Annotated in this window: 16 protein-coding genes and 1 pseudogene; 9 read left to right on the forward strand and 8 right to left on the reverse strand. The window is 72.7% G+C overall.

Annotated elements, in window-relative coordinates; translation table 11 throughout:
• Window positions 1-12 precede the first annotated feature (12 nt).
• Genes tal through gnd form a run of 5 tightly spaced genes read left to right on the forward strand, consistent with a single transcriptional unit; the run spans window position 13 to window position 6,417 of the window.
• A complete protein-coding gene (tal, locus tag ACIRG6_RS14510; RefSeq protein WP_403322744.1) occupies window positions 13-1,182 on the forward strand; it encodes a transaldolase in 1,170 nt (389 codons plus the stop codon).
• Window positions 1,179-2,957, forward strand: coding sequence for a glucose-6-phosphate dehydrogenase (zwf, locus tag ACIRG6_RS14515; protein WP_403322747.1), 1,779 nt, complete (start codon window positions 1,179-1,181; stop codon window positions 2,955-2,957). Before tal ends, zwf begins: the two co-directional genes overlap by 4 nt.
• The gene (gene opcA / locus ACIRG6_RS14520; RefSeq protein ID WP_350715120.1) at window positions 2,954-3,889 is read left to right on the forward strand and encodes a glucose-6-phosphate dehydrogenase assembly protein OpcA; all 936 of its coding nucleotides are present in this window, start codon (window positions 2,954-2,956) and stop codon (window positions 3,887-3,889) included. Before zwf ends, opcA begins: the two co-directional genes overlap by 4 nt.
• Window positions 3,882-5,534 carry a glucose-6-phosphate isomerase gene (pgi, locus tag ACIRG6_RS14525; RefSeq protein WP_364677136.1) on the forward strand — a complete coding sequence of 551 codons (1,653 nt, stop codon included), beginning with the start codon at window positions 3,882-3,884 and terminating at the stop codon, window positions 5,532-5,534. Before opcA ends, pgi begins: the two co-directional genes overlap by 8 nt.
• 1 nt (window position 5,535) lies before the next feature.
• Window positions 5,536-6,417, forward strand: coding sequence for a phosphogluconate dehydrogenase (NAD(+)-dependent, decarboxylating) (gnd, locus tag ACIRG6_RS14530; RefSeq protein WP_318215317.1), 882 nt, complete (start codon window positions 5,536-5,538; stop codon window positions 6,415-6,417).
• A 52-nt stretch (window positions 6,418-6,469) separates the two neighbouring features.
• Here the strand turns inward: gnd and ACIRG6_RS14535 are convergent, their stop codons facing one another.
• Together ACIRG6_RS14535 and ACIRG6_RS14540 are read right to left on the reverse strand one after the other, a co-directional pair.
• Window positions 6,470-8,266: a bifunctional sugar phosphate isomerase/epimerase/4-hydroxyphenylpyruvate dioxygenase family protein gene (locus ACIRG6_RS14535; protein ID WP_403322751.1), complete on the reverse strand. Its 1,797-nt coding sequence runs from the start codon at window positions 8,264-8,266 to the stop codon at window positions 6,470-6,472.
• 15 nt (window positions 8,267-8,281) lie between these two features.
• Window positions 8,282-9,160 carry a shikimate dehydrogenase gene (locus ACIRG6_RS14540; protein WP_403323127.1) on the reverse strand — a complete coding sequence of 293 codons (879 nt, stop codon included), beginning with the start codon at window positions 9,158-9,160 and terminating at the stop codon, window positions 8,282-8,284.
• Window positions 9,161-9,314: 154 nt separating this feature from the next.
• On the opposite strand from ACIRG6_RS14540, the gene ACIRG6_RS14545 reads away from it, so the two are divergent.
• The gene (locus tag ACIRG6_RS14545) at window positions 9,315-9,980 is read left to right on the forward strand and encodes a TetR/AcrR family transcriptional regulator (RefSeq protein ID WP_364677132.1); all 666 of its coding nucleotides are present in this window, start codon (window positions 9,315-9,317) and stop codon (window positions 9,978-9,980) included.
• Window positions 9,981-10,141: 161 nt separating this feature from the next.
• Window positions 10,142-11,506, forward strand: a complete 1,365-nt coding sequence (locus ACIRG6_RS14550; RefSeq protein ID WP_403322755.1) for an MFS transporter — start codon at window positions 10,142-10,144, stop codon at window positions 11,504-11,506.
• 22 nt (window positions 11,507-11,528) lie between these two features.
• Here the strand turns inward: ACIRG6_RS14550 and ACIRG6_RS14555 are convergent, their stop codons facing one another.
• A complete protein-coding gene (locus ACIRG6_RS14555; RefSeq protein ID WP_365020869.1) occupies window positions 11,529-11,711 on the reverse strand; it encodes a hypothetical protein in 183 nt (60 codons plus the stop codon).
• A 34-nt stretch (window positions 11,712-11,745) separates the two neighbouring features.
• On the opposite strand from ACIRG6_RS14555, the gene ACIRG6_RS14560 reads away from it, so the two are divergent.
• Window positions 11,746-12,975 (forward strand): serine hydrolase domain-containing protein, encoded by a 1,230-nt coding sequence (locus tag ACIRG6_RS14560; protein ID WP_403322758.1) that lies wholly within the window; start codon window positions 11,746-11,748, stop codon window positions 12,973-12,975.
• 18 nt (window positions 12,976-12,993) lie between these two features.
• On the opposite strand, the gene ribA is transcribed toward ACIRG6_RS14560, so the two are convergent.
• A complete protein-coding gene (gene ribA, locus ACIRG6_RS14565) occupies window positions 12,994-13,656 on the reverse strand; it encodes a GTP cyclohydrolase II (protein ID WP_403322761.1) in 663 nt (220 codons plus the stop codon).
• 55 nt (window positions 13,657-13,711) lie between these two features.
• Here ribA and ACIRG6_RS14570 point away from each other — a divergent pair, with 55 nt between their 5' ends.
• Window positions 13,712-14,476 (forward strand): creatininase family protein, encoded by a 765-nt coding sequence (locus ACIRG6_RS14570; protein WP_364677124.1) that lies wholly within the window; start codon window positions 13,712-13,714, stop codon window positions 14,474-14,476.
• Between the two features lie 170 nt (window positions 14,477-14,646).
• On the opposite strand, the pseudogene ACIRG6_RS14575 reads toward ACIRG6_RS14570, so the two are convergent.
• From ACIRG6_RS14575 to ACIRG6_RS14590, 4 genes and pseudogenes are all read right to left on the reverse strand, one after another.
• A pseudogene (locus ACIRG6_RS14575) lies at window positions 14,647-15,531 on the reverse strand (lysylphosphatidylglycerol synthase transmembrane domain-containing protein); the annotation flags it as partial.
• Window positions 15,504-16,631, reverse strand: a complete 1,128-nt coding sequence (locus ACIRG6_RS14580; RefSeq protein ID WP_403322763.1) for a class I SAM-dependent methyltransferase — start codon at window positions 16,629-16,631, stop codon at window positions 15,504-15,506. The pseudogene ACIRG6_RS14575 and the gene ACIRG6_RS14580, both read right to left, overlap by 28 nt.
• The gene (locus ACIRG6_RS14585) at window positions 16,628-17,821 is read right to left on the reverse strand and encodes a glycosyltransferase family 4 protein (RefSeq protein WP_364677123.1); all 1,194 of its coding nucleotides are present in this window, start codon (window positions 17,819-17,821) and stop codon (window positions 16,628-16,630) included. Before ACIRG6_RS14585 ends, ACIRG6_RS14580 begins: the two co-directional genes overlap by 4 nt.
• Entirely contained in the window at window positions 17,818-18,216 is a 399-nt protein-coding gene (locus ACIRG6_RS14590; protein ID WP_161168933.1) for a 6-pyruvoyl trahydropterin synthase family protein, read from the reverse strand. Before ACIRG6_RS14590 ends, ACIRG6_RS14585 begins: the two co-directional genes overlap by 4 nt.
• Between the last annotated feature and the right edge of the window lie 105 nt (window positions 18,217-18,321).

Below are 18,321 nucleotides of genomic sequence, written 5' to 3' on the forward strand. Positions count from 1 at the left end.
CAGAAAGAGAAGATGATCACTGTGACCGAAGCAACCGCCACCGCGGGAGCACTGCGACGCCTGTCCGAGGCGGGCGTCTCCATCTGGCTGGACGACCTGTCGCGGCGGCGGATCGAGTCCGGCAACCTCGCCGAGCTGATCGCCACGAAGAACGTCGTCGGCGTCACCACCAACCCGTCGATCTTCCAGGCCGCCATCGGCTCCGGTGAGGGCTACGAGGAGCAGCTCGCCGACCTGGCGACCCGGGGCGTCGCCGTCGACGAGGCGGTCCGCATGATGACCACGGCCGACGTCCGCGCCGCCGCCGACGTGCTGCGCCCGGTGTACGACGCCACCGGCGGCCGGGACGGCCGGGTCTCCATCGAGGTCGACCCGCGCCTGGCCCACGACACGACGGCCACGATCGCCGAGGCCCGGCAGCTGGCCTGGCTGGTCGACCGCCCCAACGTGATGATCAAGATTCCGGCGACGAAGGCCGGTCTCCCGGCGATCACCGAGGTCATCGGGGCGGGCATCAGCGTCAACGTCACGCTGATCTTCTCGCTGGAGCGCTACCGCGAGGTCATGGACGCCTACCTCGCCGGTCTGGAGAAGGCGCGGGCGGCCGGGATCGACCTGTCGGGCATCCACTCCGTGGCCTCCTTCTTCGTCTCCCGCGTCGACAGCGAGATCGACAAGCGGCTGACGCTGCTGGGCACGGACGAGGCCCTCGCCCTGAAGGGCAGGGCGGCGCTGGCCAACGCACGACTGGCCTACGAGGCGTACGAGAGCGTGTTCGGCTCTGCCGACGAATCGACACAGCCGGGCGACCGGTTCACCGCCCTCGCCGGCGCCCGGGCCAACGCCCAGCGCCCCCTGTGGGCGTCCACCGGTGTGAAGGACCCCGCATATCGGGACACCCTGTACGTGGAGGAGCTGGTCGCTCCCGGCACCGTGAACACGATGCCGGAGGCCACCCTGGACGCCGCCGCCGATCACGGTGAAGTCCGGGGTGACACGGTCACCGGTGGTTACGCCCAGGCCCGGGCCGACCTCGCGGCCGTGGAGCGGCTCGGCATCTCGTACGACGAGGTGGTGGAGCAGCTGGAGCAGGAGGGCGTCGCCAAGTTCGAGGCGGCCTGGCAGGACCTGCTCGACGCCGTGACGAAGTCCCTCAACAACAAGGGAGTTGACGGGGAATGAGCGAGGAGCTTCCCGCTACGAGGGTCCACGAGACCAAGGCGACGAAGGAAGCCAAGGAGGCGACGGCGTCCCAGGAGGCCGCCGGACCGCTGACGGCCGAGGAGACCGACGAGTCTCCGGCCGCCGAGGCCCCCAAGGCCGCCCGGGCGAGCAGGTCCGCACGGTCCGCCAAGAAGCCCGGGGCGGCCGGCGCCGCCGAGAAGGCCGGGAGCGGAAAGACGGGTGACGGCACCGTCGAGCCCGTGGCGCCGCTCGACTGGAGCAATCCCCTGCGCGATCCGCAGGACCGCCGCCTCCCGCGCATCGCGGGCCCTTCCGGCCTGGTCATCTTCGGTGTCACCGGCGACCTGTCCCGCAAGAAGCTGATGCCGGCCGTGTACGACCTCGCCAACCGGGGTCTGCTGCCGCCGGGCTTCTCCCTGGTCGGGTTCGCCCGCCGGGACTGGGAGGACCAGGACTTCGCCGAGGTCGTGCACGACGCCGTCAAGGAGCACGCGCGCACGCCGTTCCGCGAGGAGGTCTGGCAGCAGCTCGCCGAGGGCATGCGCTTCATCCCCGGCGACTTCGACGACGACAACGCGTTCGAACAGCTGCGCAAGGCCGTCGAGGAACTGGACGCCTCCCGCGGCACCAGCGGCAACTACGCCTTCTACCTCTCCGTGCCGCCGAAGTTCTTCCCGAAGGTCGTCCAGCAGCTCAAGAAGCACGGGCTGGCCGACGCCCCGGAGGGCTCCTGGCGCCGCGCGGTCATCGAGAAGCCGTTCGGGCACGACCTGGACAGCGCCTGCGACCTGAACGCGCTCGTGCACGACGTCTTCGACCCGGAGCAGGTCTTCCGCATCGACCACTACCTGGGCAAGGAGACCGTCCAGAACATCCTGGCGCTGCGCTTCGCCAACCAGATGTACGAGCCGATCTGGAACCGGTCCTACGTGGACCACGTGCAGATCACCATGGCCGAGGACATCGGCATCGGCGGCCGGGCCGGTTACTACGACGGCATCGGCGCCGCCCGCGACGTCATCCAGAACCACCTGCTCCAGCTGCTCGCGCTCACCGCGATGGAGGAGCCCGCCTCCTTCGACGCGACGTCGCTGCTCACCGAGAAGCTGAAGGTGCTGAAGGCGGTACGGCTGCCGGACGACCTCGGCGAGCACACCGTGCGCGGGCAGTACGCGGCCGGCTGGCAGGGCGGCGCGCAGGTCCCCGGTTACCTGGAGGAGGAGGGCATCGACCCGGCCTCCACGACCGACACCTACGCCGCGGTCAAGCTGGCGATCGACAACCGCCGCTGGGCGGGCGTCCCGTTCTACCTGCGCACCGGCAAGCGCCTGGGCCGCAGGGTCACGGAGATCGCGGTCGTCTTCCAGCGGGCGCCGCACTCCCCCTTCGATTCCACCGCGACGGAGGAGCTGGGCGAGAACGCGATCGTCATCCGCGTCCAGCCCGACGAGGGCATGACGGTGCGGTTCGGCTCGAAGGTGCCGGGCACGTCGATGGAGATCCGGGACGTGTCCATGGACTTCGCGTACGGCGAGTCCTTCACGGAGTCGAGCCCGGAGGCGTACGAACGGCTGATCCTGGACGTCCTTCTGGGCGACGCCAACCTGTTCCCCCGTCACCAGGAAGTGGAAGAGTCCTGGCGGATCCTCGATCCGATCGAGGAGTACTGGGCCACGCACGGCAGGCCCGCACAGTACGCCTCGGGCAGCTGGGGACCCCGGGAAGCCGACGAGATGCTCGCACGAGACGGACGGAGCTGGCGCAGGCCATGAGGATCGACCTGACCGACACCACGGCAAGCAAGGTCAACAAGGCGCTGGTGCAGGGCCGCCGCGCCATCGGCACCCCGGCCGTGGGCATGGTCCTGACGATGGTGATCGTCACGGACGAGGAGAACGCCTACGACTCGATCAAGGCCGCCGAGGAGGCCTCGCACGAGCACCCCTCGCGCACCCTGGTCGTCATCAAGCGGCACGCCCGCAACCTGCGCGACCGCACCCGCTCGCACCTCGACGCCGAGGTCCGCGTGGGCTCGGAGGCCGGCACCGGCGAGACGGTCGTGCTGCGCATGTACGGCGAGGTGTCCGAGCACGCCGACTCGGTCGTGCTGCCGTTGCTGCTGCCGGACGCCCCGGTCGTCGTGTGGTGGCCGGTGGAGGCGCCCGACAACCCGGCGAAGGACCCGCTGGGCGCGCTGGCCCAGCGCCGGATCACCGACCTGTACGCGGTCGAGCGGCCGATGGAGGTCCTGGAGAAGCGGGTCCGCTCCTACGCGCCCGGCGACACCGACCTCGCCTGGACCCGGCTGACGCTGTGGCGCTCCATGCTGGCCGCGGCGCTGGACCAGGCCCGGGTGCCGGTGACCTCGGCGGCCGTGGAGGCCGAGGCGGACAACCCGGCCGCCGAGCTGCTGGCCCGCTGGCTGGAGGCACGGCTGAACGTGCGGGTCGACCGGGTGGTCACCGACGGCCCGGTCGTCACGGCGGTCCGCCTGGGCACCGCGAACGGCGAGATCGTCATCGACCGGCCGGAAGGCCCGCTCGCCACACTCACCCTGCCGGACCAGCCCCCGCGTTCGCTCGCGCTGAAGGTCCGCCCCACCTCCGAACTCATCGCCGAGGAGCTCAGGCGCCTCGACGCGGACGAGATGTACGCCATCGCCCTGCGCGGCGAGGCCGACAAGGAGACGCCCGTCCATGTCTGACACCCCCAAGCTCACCGACCGGCCCGAGTGGACGGCGCTGAAGGACCACCGTGCGGACGCGCTCGCGCGTCCCGACCTGCGCGAGCTGTTCGACCGGGACCCGGGCCGGGCCGAGCGGTACGTCGTGCGCGTCGGCGACCTGCGCATCGACTACTCCAAGCACCTGGTCACCGACGAGACGCTGTCCCTGCTGCGGGAACTGGCCGCCGCCACCGACGTGTCCGGGCTGCGCGACGCCATGTTCCGCGGCGAGCGGATCAACATCACCGAGGACCGCGCCGTGCTGCACACCGCGCTGCGCGCCCCGCGGGACGCGGTGATCGAGGTCGACGGCGAGAACGTCGTCCCGAAGGTCCACGCCGTCCTGGACAAGATGGCCGACTTCGCGGACCGGGTCCGTTCCGGCGAGTGGACCGGTCACACCGGCAAGCGCATCCGCAACGTCGTCAACATCGGCATCGGCGGCTCCGACCTCGGTCCGGCGATGGCGTACGAGGCGCTGCGGGCCTTCACGGACCGTTCGCTGACCTTCCGGTTCGTGTCCAACGTGGACGGCGCCGACCTGCACGAGGCGGTCCGGGACCTGGACCCGGCGGAGACCCTCTTCATCGTGGCGTCCAAGACGTTCACCACGATCGAGACCATCACGAACGCCACCTCGGCCCGGTCCTGGCTGCTGGCCGGGCTCGGGGGCGAGGAGAAGGCGGTCGCGAAGCACTTCGTCGCCCTCTCGACCAACGCCGAGAAGGTCGCCGGCTTCGGCATCGACACGGCCAACATGTTCGAGTTCTGGGACTGGGTCGGCGGACGCTACTCGTACGACTCGGCGATCGGCCTGTCCCTGATGATCGCCATCGGCCCGGACCGCTTCCGGGAGATGCTCGACGGGTTCCGCATCGTCGACGAGCACTTCCGCAACGCCGAGGCGGAGGACAACGCCCCGCTGATCCTCGGCCTGCTGGGCATCTGGTACGGCAACTTCTTCGACGCGCAGTCGCACGCGGTGCTGCCGTACTCGCACTACCTGTCGAAGTTCACCGCCTACCTCCAGCAGCTCGACATGGAGTCCAACGGCAAGTCGACGGACCGCGAGGGCCGTCCGGTGGAGTGGCAGACCGGGCCGGTGGTGTGGGGAACGCCCGGCACCAACGGACAGCACGCCTATTACCAGCTGATCCACCAGGGCACCAAGCTGATCCCGGCGGACTTCATCGGCTTCGCCCGGCCGGTGGCGGAGCTGAGCGACGAGCTGAAGGCCCAGCACGACCTGCTGATGGCCAACTTCTTCGCCCAGACCCAGGCGCTCGCGTTCGGCAAGACCGCCGACGAGGTGCGGGCGGAGGGCGTGCCCGAGGAGCAGGTGCCGCACCGCACCTTCCACGGCAACCACCCCACCACGACCGTCCTGGCCGGCGAGCTGACCCCGTCGGTCCTCGGCCAGCTGATCGCGCTGTACGAGCACAAGGTGTTCGTGCAGGGCGCGGTGTGGAACATCGACTCCTTCGACCAGTGGGGCGTCGAACTCGGCAAGGTCCTCGCCAAGCGCGTCGAACCCGCCCTGACCGAAGGCGCGGACGTGCCCGGTCTCGACCCGTCCACGGCCGCGCTGGTGGCCGCCTACCGTGAACTGAAGGAAGTGCACTGACATGCAGATCGGTCTCGTTGGTCTCGGCAAGATGGGCGGCAACATGCGCGAGCGCCTGCGCAACGCCGGCCACACCGTCGTCGGATACGACACCAATCCGGAGAAGGCCGACGTCGCCAGCCTGGTCGAGCTCGTCGAGCAGCTGGAGCGGCCGCGCGCGGTCTGGGTGATGGTCCCGGCCGGGGCCGCCACGCAGCACGTCATCGACCAGCTGGCGACGCTGCTCAAGCCCGGCGACACCGTCATCGACGGCGGCAACTCCCGCTGGACGGACGACGAGAAGCACGCCGAGGAGCTCGGCAAGCGCGGCATCCACTTCGTCGACGCCGGTGTCTCGGGCGGCGTGTGGGGCCTGAAGAACGGCTACGCGCTGATGGTCGGCGGCGAGAAGGAGTGCGTCGACGACCTCAAGCCGATCTTCGACGCGCTCAAGCCGGAGGGCCCGTACGGCTACGTCCACGCGGGCAAGGTCGGCGCGGGGCACTTCTCCAAGATGGTCCACAACGGCATCGAGTACGCGATGATGCAGGCCTACGCCGAGGGCTGGGAGCTGCTGGAGAAGGTCGACTCCGTGGACAACGTCCGCGAGGTCTTCCGCTCCTGGCAGGAGGGCACCGTCATCCGCTCCTGGCTCCTCGACCTGGCCGTCAACGCCCTCGACGAGGACCACCACCTGGACAAGCTGCGCGGCTACGCGGAGGACTCCGGCGAGGGCCGCTGGACCGTCGAGGCGGCCATCGACAACGCGGTGCCGCTGCCGGCGATCACCGCGTCCCTGTTCGCGCGGTTCGCGTCCCGGCAGGACGACTCGCCGCAGATGAAGATGATCGCCGCACTGCGCAACCAGTTCGGCGGGCACGCCGTGGAGTCGGCGAAGAAGTGATCCGCTCGCACGCCCCCGCCCGGCCCTCCGGCCGGGCGGGGGCGTCGGCGTGTCAGCCGCCGGTGAATCCCCGTACCGCGTGCTGCGCGGCCAGCCGGACCGGGGCGTTCGCCGCGCCGTAGCCGCGGTAGCCGTCGTCGCGCTGGACGAGTTCGAAGAAGACCCGGCCGACGGTGTGCGTGTAGCAGTGCCGGAAGGTGCCGTGGTCGTCGCGGTCGTAGAGGATGCCCAGCTCCCGGTACGTCTCCAGCTCGCCGTCCGCGAACTCGAAGCGGGCCGCGAGGTCGTCGTAGTAGTTGGCCGGGATCGGCAGCAGCGGACCGCCGGCGGCGCGGTAGCGGCGGGCGGCGGCGACCACGTCGTGGGTGGCCAGGGCGATGTGCTGGGCGTGCGCGGTGTCGTCGGTCGGGGCCGCGCCGACGGTCAGCACGATGCGGACGGCGCCGTCGCCGGTGGTGACGGCGCGGCTGCGCAGCAGGCCGTAGGGGTCGGCGACGTCCACGCTCTCCTGCGGGCGCAGCCCGAGGACGCTGCGGTGGAAGAGCGCCGCCTCGTCGAACTGGTGCCAGGGCTGGGCGAGGGAGAGGTGGTCGACGCGCCCGCCCGGCCCCGCCCCGGCGACGGCCCCCGTGTCCTCGAAGTCCGCCCGCCAGTCGGACGGCCCGGTGCGTTCGGTGGCGCAGAAGAACAGCTCAGTGCCGTCGGGTGCGGCGACCGCCTCCAGCGGGGCGTCGCCCGGGGCGCGGCGGCGCGGCAGCACCGGGGCGAGCAGGGCCTCGGCGCGGCGGGCCGCTCCCGCGGGGTCGGGCGACTCGAGGCCGACGGCGGCGAGGCGGGTGCCGTCGCGGCGCTCGGCCGGTCCGGTGTTGACGAGGACGCGGGCGTCGCCCCACTGCCACAGGTCGACGGGTTTGCCGCGGTGGCGTCCGGTGCGGGTGAAGCCCAGCGCGTCGAGCACGGCCGAGACGGGGGCGGCGTCGGGTGTGACCAGTTCGGCGAAGGCGACACCGGTGGGCACGACGGGCGCGGGCTGCGCCGCGAGGCCGGCCTGCTCCTGGAGCACCAGCAGGGAGCGCCGGCCGTCCACGGCGGTGGGGCCGGCCTCGGACTGCCGGAAGACGTCGTTGAAGACCTCCAGGGAGAGCGGGCCGTCGTAGCCGGTGCGCAGCACGTGCCGGAGCAGTCCGGCGAGGTCGAAGCCGCCCTGGCCGGGGAAGCAGCGGTAGTGCCGGCTCCACTGGAGGACGTCCATCGCGAGCAGCGGGGCGTCGGCGAGCTGGAGGAAGAAGATCTTCTCGCCGGGGATGTCCTCGATGCCCTTGGGGTCGCTGCCGCGCGAGAGGATGTGGAAGCTGTCGAGGCAGGTGCCGAGCGCGGGGTGCCCGGCGGTCTCGACGACGCGCCAGGCGTGGTCGTAGGTGCTGATGTGCCGGCCCCAGGCGAGCGCCTCGTAGGCGACGCGGACGCCGTGGTCGCGGGCCAGGTCCGCGAGGCGGCTGAGCTGCTCGGCGGCGAGGTCGTCGTCGTCCAGGGCGTGCGGGGAGACGCTGGAGCAGACCAGGACGGTGTCCGCGCCGAGCCTGCCCATCAGGGCGAACTTGTGCCGGGCGCGGCGCAGCGCACGGGCGAACTCCTCCTCGGGCAGCGCTTCGATGTCCCGCATCGGCTGGTAGAGGTCGACGGTGAGTCCGAGGTCGGCGCAGCGGGCGCGGATCTCCTCGGGGGTCAGAGGGCTGGCCAGCAGGTCGTTCTCGAAGATCTCCACGCCGTCGAAGCCGGCCCGGGAGGCGGCCGTGAGCTTCTCGGTGAGGGAACCGCTGAGGGAGACGGTGGCGATGGACGTCCGCACGTGACTGCCTCTTCTCTACTGCGGGGCCCCGAGGGCGCCCACCAGGTCGGTGATGTCGGCGAGCATCCGCACGGCGTCGGGTTCCCGCCCGGTGAACAGCCTGAACGCGTCGACGGCCTGGAAGACGGCCATGCCGCCGCCGTCGAGCGTGGCGCAGCCCAGCGCGCGGGCGGTGCGCAGCAGCTCGGTCTCCAGGGGCCGGTAGACGACCTCGGCGACCCACAGCCCGGGGTGCAGCAGGCCGGCGGGCAGCGGCAGCCCGGGATGGGCGGCCATGCCGGTGGGGGTGGCGTGCACGATGCCGTCGGCTCCGGTCAGCAGCTCGGGCAGGCGGTCCGGGCCGGCACCGGCGGCGCGGCCCTCGCCGAAGTGCCGGTTCAGCGAGGCGGCGAGCGCGGCGGCCCGCTCGGGCAACGCGTCGACGACGGTGACCCGTCCGGCGCCCAGGGTCAGCGTGGCGTGGGCGACGGCGGCGCCCGCGCCCCCGGCGCCGAGCTGCACGACCCGCTCCAGCGGCGCGTCGGGCAGCCCGCGCGCGAAGGAGGCGGCGAAGCCGGTGACGTCGGTGTTGTGGCCGGTCGCCCGGCCGTCCTCGTCGAAGACGACCGTGTTGACCGCGCCCAGCGCCTCGGCCTGCGGGGCGAGGGCGTCCAGGTGCCCGAGGACGAGCTGCTTGCACGGGTGGGTGATGTTCAGCCCGTCGAAGCCCAGGTCGCGGGCGGCGCGCAGCAGGTCGCCCACCGCCTCGGGCGGGACGCCGAGCACGTCGACGTCGATCAGCCGGTACAGGTAGCGCAGACCCTGCCGGTCGGCCTCCCGCTCGTGCAGTGCCGGGCTGAGCGACGGGCCGATCCCCGAACCGATCAGTCCGACGAGAAACGAGTCCTTGGCCACCTGGATCTCCCTCACGGATCACTAATGTACGAACCAGTACGTTAGTCATAGCAGCCGGGTGAGGGCCGGGGGAAGACCTGACCACTCCCGGCCCGGTGCGCGGACCGGGCTTCTACAATCACCGGACCGCCCCCGCCCCAGCCGAAGGAACCCGATGACCAGCGTCGACGAGCCGGCACGACCGAACGGGCGCATCCGCGACGCCGCGCGTACCCGGGCCGAGATCCTCGACGTGGCCACGCACGAGTTCGCCCGAGCCGGCTACGACGGGGCCCGCGTCGACGAGATCGCCGCCCGCACCCGCACCACGAAGCGGATGATCTACTACTACTTCGGCGGCAAGGAGCAGTTGTTCACGGCCGTGCTGGAGCGGGCGTACGGCGTGATCCGGGAGGCCGAGCAGGAGCTCGACGTGGAGCACCTGGACCCGGTGGCCGCGATCAGGCGCCTCGCGGAGGTGACCTTCGACCACCACGAGCAGCACCCGGACTTCATCCGCCTGGTCGGCATCGAGAACATCCACGGCGCCGAGCACATCGCCGCGTCCGAGGCGCTCGGCCGGCTGGGCTCGCCCGCACTGGACGTGATCCGCCGGATCCTGGCGGCAGGTCAGGAGTCGGGCCTGTTCACGGCGGACGTGGACGCGGTCGACCTGCACGCGATGATCAGCGCGTTCTGCTTCTTCCGCGTCTCCAACCGGGCCACCTTCGGCGCCCTGTTCGGCCGGGACCTGGTCGACCCGGACCGGCGCGAGCACTACCGCACCATGCTGGGCGACATGGTGATCGCCTACCTCACGGCGGAGCGCGCGGCGGACTGACCGCCGCGGCGGTGCCGGGGACGTGCCCCCTTGACACGCGGGAAACCTGCGCGCAACATCCGTAGCCAACCGCGACTAACTATCCAGTGGGTTAATTAGCCGTCCGGCATTCCTCCCCTCCGCTCACTCCGCCTACGGTGGAGTCCCCCGAAGGAGCAGCCGTGTCCGTCCCCGCCCCCGCGTCCCACGACGCCGCTCCGCCCGGCCAGCCGAAGAAGGCGGCGCTGGCCGCCTGGGTCGGCAGCGCCCTGGAGTACTACGACTTCTTCATCTACGGCAGTGCGGCGGCGCTGATCTTCCCCGAGGTCTTCTTCGACGAGTCCGATCCGGCCACCGCGACGCTGCTGTCGCTGGCCACGTTCGGCGTCGCCTACGCCGCCCGTCCGGTCGGCGCGTTCTTCCTCGGCCACATCGGCGACCGCCTCGGCCGCAAGAAGATCATGGTGTTCACGCTGGTCCTCATGGGCGTGTCCACGTTCCTCATCGGCTGCCTGCCCACCCGCGCCCAGGTCGGCACCCTCGCGCCGGTCCTGCTGGTGCTGTGCCGCGTCCTCCAGGGCGTCTCCGCGGCGGGCGAGCAGGCCAGCGCCAACTCCATGACGCTGGAACACGCGCCGGCGCACAAACGCGGCTTCTTCACCAGTTTCACCCTCAGCGGCACCCAGGGCGGGCAACTGCTCGCCACCCTGGTCTTCCTGCCCATCGCCGCGCTCCCCGAGGACCAGTTGCTGTCCTGGGGCTGGCGCGTGCCGTTCTGGCTGAGCGTCGTGGTCGCCGTCGTCGGCTACGTCATCCGCCGCACGCTCGACGAGACGCCGGCCTTCGCCCAGCAGGCGGCCACGGAGGGCGTCGCGAAGATGCCGCTGGCCGTGCTGGCGCGCGACCACTGGGCGGACGTGCTGCGGGTGGTAGCGGGCGCGCTGATCGCCTCGGTCAGCACGCTCTTCACGGTCTGGGCGCTGGCGTACGCCACCAGTGACGCGGTCGGCATGTCCCGTACCGCCATGCTCTGGGTGGGCGCCCTCGCCAACGTCGCCGCACTCGCCGCGATCCCCCTGTGGGCGACGCTGTCCGACCGCATCGGCCGGCGCCCGGTGTACCTGATCGGCGCGGTGGGCAGCGCGGTGACGATGTTCCTGTACCTGTGGGCGATCTCGACCGGCTCCTACCCGCTGACGTTCCTGACGGGCATCGTCGCCTTCGGTGTCGTCTACAGCGCAGCGAACGGTGTGTGGCCGGCCTTCTACGGCGAGATGTTCTCCACCCGGGTCCGGCTGTCCGGGGTGGCGATCGGCACCCAGATCGGCTTCGCGGTGGCCGGGTTCGCGGTGACGTTCGCGGCGCAGATCGCGGGCCCGGACGGCGACGACTGGTTCGCGGTGGCCCTGTTCACGGCGGCTCTGTGCGTCCCGCCGGTGATCGCCGCGCTCTCGGCGCGCGAGACCCACGGTGTCCCGACGGAGGACCTCGGCGAGCGGTCCCGCCGCAAGGCGTCACAGCCGGAGACGGAGACGGTGACCGCCTGACGGCACGCCGCCGCCCGCCGGTTCAGGCGCCGGTGGCGGCGGCGTCCAGGAGCGGGCCCAGCTCGCGGGAGACCGCGGTCAGGAGACGGTGTCGCTCGGCCACGGCGGCGAGGACATGGTGGCCGTGCTGCGCGCGATCGAGGCGCGTACCGCCGGCGACGCCCGGTCCTGACGTCTGGGACCGCGTCCGCTGGGTACCCCGCACCCACCTCGTCCGGCGAGCGAGGAGGGCGACGGCGATGGGACCACTGCGGCAGGAGACCGACCCGGGCGCGGCCGGGCTGGACCCCGGGGCCCTGGACCGGCTCGACCGGCACTTCGCCCGACTCGTCGACGAGGGGCGGCTGCCCGGTTTCCTGGTGGCCCTCGCCCGCGGCGGGCGGGTCGCCCACCTGACCGTGCACGGCCGACGGGACGTGGCGGCCGGACTGCCCGTCACGGCCGACACGCTGTGGCGGATCTACTCCATGACCAAGCCGGTCACCTCGGTGGCCGTGCTGATGCTGGTGGAGGAGGGCCGGCTGTCGCTGGACGACCCGGTGGACCGGTACCTCCCGGCCTTCGCCGAACCGCGGGTGTACGTGGAGGGGGACGCGGACGACGTCGTCACCCGGCCCGCCGCCGGGCCCGTCCTCGTCCGGCATCTGATGACCCACACCGCCGGGCTGACGTTCGGCTTCTACCGCGTGCACCCCGTCGACGCGCTGTACCGGGCCGCCAGTCTGGAGTCGTCCCTGCGGCCCGGCGCGGGCCTGGCCGAGACGGTCGACCTGTACGCGAGCCTGCCGCTCCAGTTCGAGCCGGGTACGCGGTGGAACTACTCGGTGGCCAGCAATGTGCTGGGACGGCTGGTCGAGGTGGTGTCCGGGCAGGCGCTGGACACCTTCTTCGCCGAGCGGATCCTCGGCCCGCTCGGCATGACGGACACCGGGTTCGAGGTCACCGACGAGCAGGCGGAGCGGCTGGCCGAGCTGTACGGGGAGACGGACGGCGGCGGCATCGAGCCGGTCCCCGGGCTGCCGCTGCGGGGCCGGCCCCGGTTCCTGTCGGGCAGCGGCGGGCTGGTGGCCTCCGCGTACGACGTGCACCGCTTCGCGGAACTGCTGCGGCGCGGCGGCGAACTCGACGGCGTCCGGCTGCTCGCCCCGGCGACGGTGGACCTGATGACCCGCAACCACCTGCCCGACGGCGCCGACCTGCGCTCCTACGGCAGCCACCCCGCGCACGACGACCCCGGCAACGACGGCGTCGGCTTCGGCCTGGGGGTCTCCGTGGTCACCGACCCGAGCCGTACGCAGGCGCCCTCCGGGCTCGGCACGTACGGCTGGAGCGGGGTGGCGACGACCACCTTCTGGGTCGACCCGGGCCGTGATCTGACGGTGCAGTTCATGACCCAGGTCCGGCCCCGGTCCTCACCGACGGTGTACCGGGACCTCAAACGGCTGGTGCACGAGGCCGTGACGGACTGAACCGGGCCCCTCCCGGATTCAGGACGACACGTGCGCCACCGCGTCCAGGTGGGGCAGGTGGTGGTCCAGCCGCTCCCTCTTGGTGCGCAGGTAGGTGATGTTGCTCTCGCACGGCGGTATCAGCAGCGGCACCTGCTCGGCGACCTGGATGCCGTGCCGCACCAACGCCTCGCGCTTGCGGGGGTTGTTGGACATCAGGCGCACCGACCGCACGCCCAGGTCGTCGAGGATGCGAGCGGCGACGCCGTAGTCCCGGGCGTCCACCGGCAGGCCGAGCGCGAGGTTGGCCTCGACGGTGTCCAGCCCCTCGGCCTGCAACGCCATGGCGCGCAGCTTGGCCAGCAGGCCGATGCCGCGTCCCTCGTGCCCGCGCAGATAGACGACGATGCCACTGCCCTCGGCGGCCACGGCGCGCAGCGCGGAGGCCAGTTGGTCACCGCACTCGCAGTGCCGGGAGCCGAACGCGTCTCCGGTGAGGCACTCCGAGTGCAGCCGGGTGAGGACGCGGTCGGCGCCCGGATCGCCGTACACCAGGGCCACCTGCTCGTCACCGCGCTCGTGGTCGAAGTAGCCGACCGCCTGAAATTCTCCGTACACGGTGGGCAGCGGCACATTGACCACGCGTTCCACATCGGTGCGTTGGGGTGAATTCTTGCCGAGTACGCCAATGTTTTCTGTCATGATTCTCGAGTTCCTCAGCCGGGGTTCTGAGCGGAGACGAAAGGCCGTGCGGGAAATGGACGTTTCACTGGTGCCGGCGGACACGACGGAGGATGTGCGCAGGCGGGGTGCCGGGCTCGCGCGGCAGGTCGCCGTGCTGCCCGTCGGGAGCTTCGAGCAGCACGGCCCGTACCTGCCGCTGGCCACCGACACCCTCGTCGCCTGCGCCATCGCCCGGGAGATCGCCGACGCGTACCCGGTGCACCTCCTTCCGCCGGTGACGATCGGCTGCTCGCACGAGCACGCGGACTGGCCGGGCACGGTCAGCATCTCCTCGGTGACCCTTCACGCGGTGGTACAGGACATCGCGGCCTCGCTGCGCCGCTCGGGCGTCGACGCCCTGGTGCTGGTCAACGGGCACGGCGGAAACTACGTACTGGGCAACGTCGTTCAGGAGGCCTCCGCGCGCGGCGAGCGGATGGCGCTGTTCCCGGCCGCGGAGGACTGGGAGGCGGCGCGGCAGCGGGCCGGGGTGGTCACGTCGCTGCTCACCGACATGCACGCGGGGGAAATCGAGACCTCCATTCTTCTGCACACGCATCCCGAATGCGTCCGGCCCGGTTACGAGGCCGCTGATTTCGTCGCGGACGACCGGCGTCATCTGCTCTCCCTCGGCATGTCCGCCTATACCGATTCCGGTGTCATCGGGCGTCCTTCACTGGCTTCGGCGGAAAAGGGAAGGGAACTGCTGGCCGGCCTCACGGAATCCTTCGGCGAGTATGTGGCGCTGCTGACCTCGGTGACGGTGACGGTTCCCCCGCAGGGCGGCGAGCGCGGGTAGTGCCCGCCGGGCGCGTGGTGCGGCTCGGGGCCCGGTACGACGGGCCCCGCCTGCGTTGCGGAGGGGGCGCGCCGGCGGACGACGAGGACGACGGCACCGGGCAGGCTCGCCGCGAGACCGAGCACCCCGTAGACGACGGCGACGCCCAGCCCGCTGCCCGCGCCCAGCCCGGCCGCGCCGAACGCCCAGACCGTGACGCCCTCCCGGGGACCCCAGCCGCCGACGTTCAGCGGCAGGCCCATCGCGAGCAGCGCCAGCACGGCGAGCGGTGTCAGCACGGCGACGGAGGCGGTGCTCCCGGCGACGCGGGCGGAGAGCACGAACAGCGTCAGGTGCCCGGCGAGGACCACGACGGACGACAGCACGACCCCCGGCCCGTTGCGCCGGGACAGCAGCGCCTGCCGCGCCTCGCCGAGCGTCGCCCGCAGGGCCCGGCCCCGGCGCGAGGGCGTCCCGTTCATCCGCAGGGCGAGGCCGACGGCGAGCGCGCCCAGCGCGGCCAGGCCGAGCAGCGGGGCGATGTGCCGGGTCCCGGCCCGCACCGGGGACGGCATCGTGAGCAGCACGGCCGCGCCGACGCCGAGCAACGCGAGCTGTCCGGCGGCGCGTTCCAGGACGACGGCCCGCACGCCCCGGCCGAGGTCACCGGCGCTCCGCCCGTGCCGCACCGCGCGGTGCACGTCGCCGAGGACGCCGCCGGGCAGGGCCGCGTTGAGGAACAGGGCACGGTAGTAGTCGCCGACGGCCGGTGCGAGCCGCAGCCGGATGCGCAGTCCCCGGGCCACCAGGACCCAGCGCCAGGCGCTGAACACCGTGGTGACCAGCCCGATGCCGAGCGCCGCCAGCAGTGTGGGCCCGTCGATCCTGCGCAGCCCGTCCAGGAACACGCCGGTGCCCAGCCGCCACAGCAGCACGGCGAGGATGCCGGCTCCGGCGAGGCTGCCCAGGTGGGCGCGCAGGGCGCGGGGGACGGCTCTGCGGCGCAGTGCCGCCGGTGCGGCTGCCGGCGCCCGCACCGCCGGTGCGCTCACGAGGTCCCGCCCGTCGGCCGGCACAGCACCAGCAGGTCGCTGTGGTGCACCACCACCCGCAGCCGTCCGGCCGCGCAGGCGGCGAGGCGCTCCGCGAGGTACCGCTCGGCGGACTCCCGCAGCCCGGGGCGCTGTTCGACGGCCGCGCCGACCCAGCCGCGCAGCCACTGGGCGGTGAGCGCGGCGTCGTCGGGGCCCAGCCGCCAGGGGCTGGGGCGCGTGCGTACGGTGGCACCGTGCCCGGCGAAGGCGTCCGCTGCGGCGGTGACCGCGTCCGGGCCGAGGAGGCCGGAGCGCCGCTGGTGGTCGTTGAAGGCGTCGGCGATCTCGGCGTCCAGGGGATGCGCGGGAGCGAGGTCGACGCGGCCGGCGACGGACAGGGTCAGCAGCGCCGCGCAGCCGGCCCCGGCGCAGGCGGCGGCGAGGGCGCCGACCTCCCGTGCGGTGAGGACGTCGAGCAGCGCCGACGCTGTCACCAGTTGGGCGCCGGCCAGGGCGTCCGGGGTGAGCCGGGCGATCTCGCCGCGCCGTGTCTCCACGGTGACCCGGCTGCCGTCGGCGGCGGAGCGCGGGGAGGCGACCGCGGCGAAGTGCAGCAGGTAGGGGTCGCGGTCGTGCAGGACCCAGTGCTGGGCGCCGTCGAGCAGCGGGGCGAGCCAGCGGCCCATCGAGCCGGTACCGCAGCCCAGATCGTGCACGACCAGCCCGCCGGCCCGGCTCGGCAGGTTGGCGAGGCGGACACGCAACGGGTCGAGCAGACCGTGCGCCCGGGCGGCGGCGTCGGCGCCCTCCCGCAGGCGGAGCCACTCGGGGGCGTAACGCGGGGGGTCTTCGGGGTCTTCGGAGGCCTGGTCCTCTGTCGTGCGAAGGTCGTCGTCCGGGTGAGCATCCGCGGACCCTCGCAGGGCCTCGGACGCGTGCGGGTCCTCGCTCTGGTGGGACCGGTGACCGTGCGGCACGTCGTCGGTCCCCTCGCCGCTCCCCCTCAGCCGCAGCGTGGGCCGGTCGGCGGGGCCGGCGCCGGGCATGGCGCCGGGGATGGCCCCCGCCGTGGCCTCGGGCGCGTCCTGCGGTCCGGGCTGGGCCGGGATCATGTCCCCGGTGGGTGCCGTCGACCTCCTCATGCCGTCCTCCGGGGTTCCGCCGGCAACCGGTGCAGGACGCCGGCCAGGCTCTGCGCCGTGGCCGCCCAGCCGTTCAGCGCCGCACGGCGCCCGCGTGCCGCCGCCTTCAGCCGGCGCCGTACGTCCGCCTCGCCGAACCAGCCCCGCAGTTCGGCGGCGAGCGCGACGGGGTCCTCCGGCGGGACGAGGATGCCGGGCACCCCGCCGTCGGGGGCGCGTCCCACGGCCTCCGGGAGGCCGCCGACGTCCGTGGCCAGTACGGGGATGCCGCGCGCGAGGGCCTCCGTCACCGCCATGCCGTACGTCTCGGCGTACGAGGTGAGCACCATCAGGTCGGCGGCCGCGTAACTGGCGTCCAGGTCCGCGCCGGAGCGGGGCCCCGCCAGCTCCAGCCGGTCCTGGAGGCCGTACCTCCCGATCAGGGTCCGCAGCCGGCCGACGTACGCGGGGTCCTGGCCGAGTCCGCCGACGCACACGCACGACCAGGGAAGGTCGGCCACCGCGGCCAGTGCCTCCACCAGCCGGTGCTGTCCCTTGCGAGGTGTGACGGCGGCGACGCACAGGAGCCGGGAGACTCCGTCGGTGCCGGGCGCGAGCGGCGCGATGTCGGCGCCGGGGGCGGCGACGTGGACGCGGGCGGGGTCGAGGCCGTGGTGGGAGACGAGGCGGCGCACCGCCCAGTCGCTGGTGGCGACGACGGCCGGGACGGCCCGGAGCACCGCGCGCTCGCGGGCGTCCAGCGCGGCGGCCACGGCGGGGTCGAGTCCGGTCTCGTCGCCGAGCGGCAGGTGGACGAGGACGGCCATGCGCAGCCGCCCGGCCTCCGGGACGACGACCTCCGGCACGCCACAGGCGACCAGCCCGTCCAGCAGGACCACGGCCCCGTCCGGCAACCGGCGCAGGACCCGGGCGAGTTCCGTCCGCGCCGCCTCGTCGGGCCGGGGCCAGTCGCCGTCCACGGGCAGTCCCCGCACCCGCCAGCCGAAGCCGGGCAGGTCCAGTGCCACCCGCCGGTCGTAGGCGTTGCCGCCGCTCGGCGCGGCCGGGTCGTCGACGCCGCCCGGCAGGACGAAGTGCACGGAGCGCAGGGACATGGGGACGATCCCGCCGTTCCTCGGGGCCGGCGCCTGCGCGGGCACATAGGCGAGCCGGGCGCGGCCGGCCGTCGTCTCGACGGACGTGTCGGTCACAGCGCACGCTCGTAACTCGCCCAGGCGACGTGCGACTCGTGGAGGGTGACGGTGAGACCGGCCAGACCCTTGGCCCCCTCGCCGAGGGCGCCCTTGTGGACGCGCTCGGCGAGCCGGTCGGCGACGACCTTGGCGAGGAACTCCGTGGAGGTGTTGACGCCGGCGAAGTCGGGTTCGTTGTCGAGGTTGCGGTAGTTCAACTCGGCCACGACGGCGCCCAGTTCCCGCGTGGCCAGTCCGATGTCGACGACGATGTTGTCCTCGTCCAGCTGCTCGCGCCGGAAGGTGGCGTCCACCAGGAACGTCGCTCCGTGCAGGCGCTGCGCGGGCCCGAAGACGTCGCCGCGGAAGCTGTGGGCGATCATGATGTGATCGCGGACGGTGATGCTGAACAACGGACGACCCTCCAGGTGTGGCACGTCTGGCCCCCCGCCGGTCACTGCGCGGGGTGCCGTCTATTACGGCTCGGTGCCTTCCCTTGTTCAGCGTCCCGTATCTCT

This window comes from Streptomyces flaveolus, from assembly GCF_044765825.1.
In the GTDB taxonomy this organism is placed as follows: domain Bacteria; phylum Actinomycetota; class Actinomycetes; order Streptomycetales; family Streptomycetaceae; genus Streptomyces; species Streptomyces flaveolus.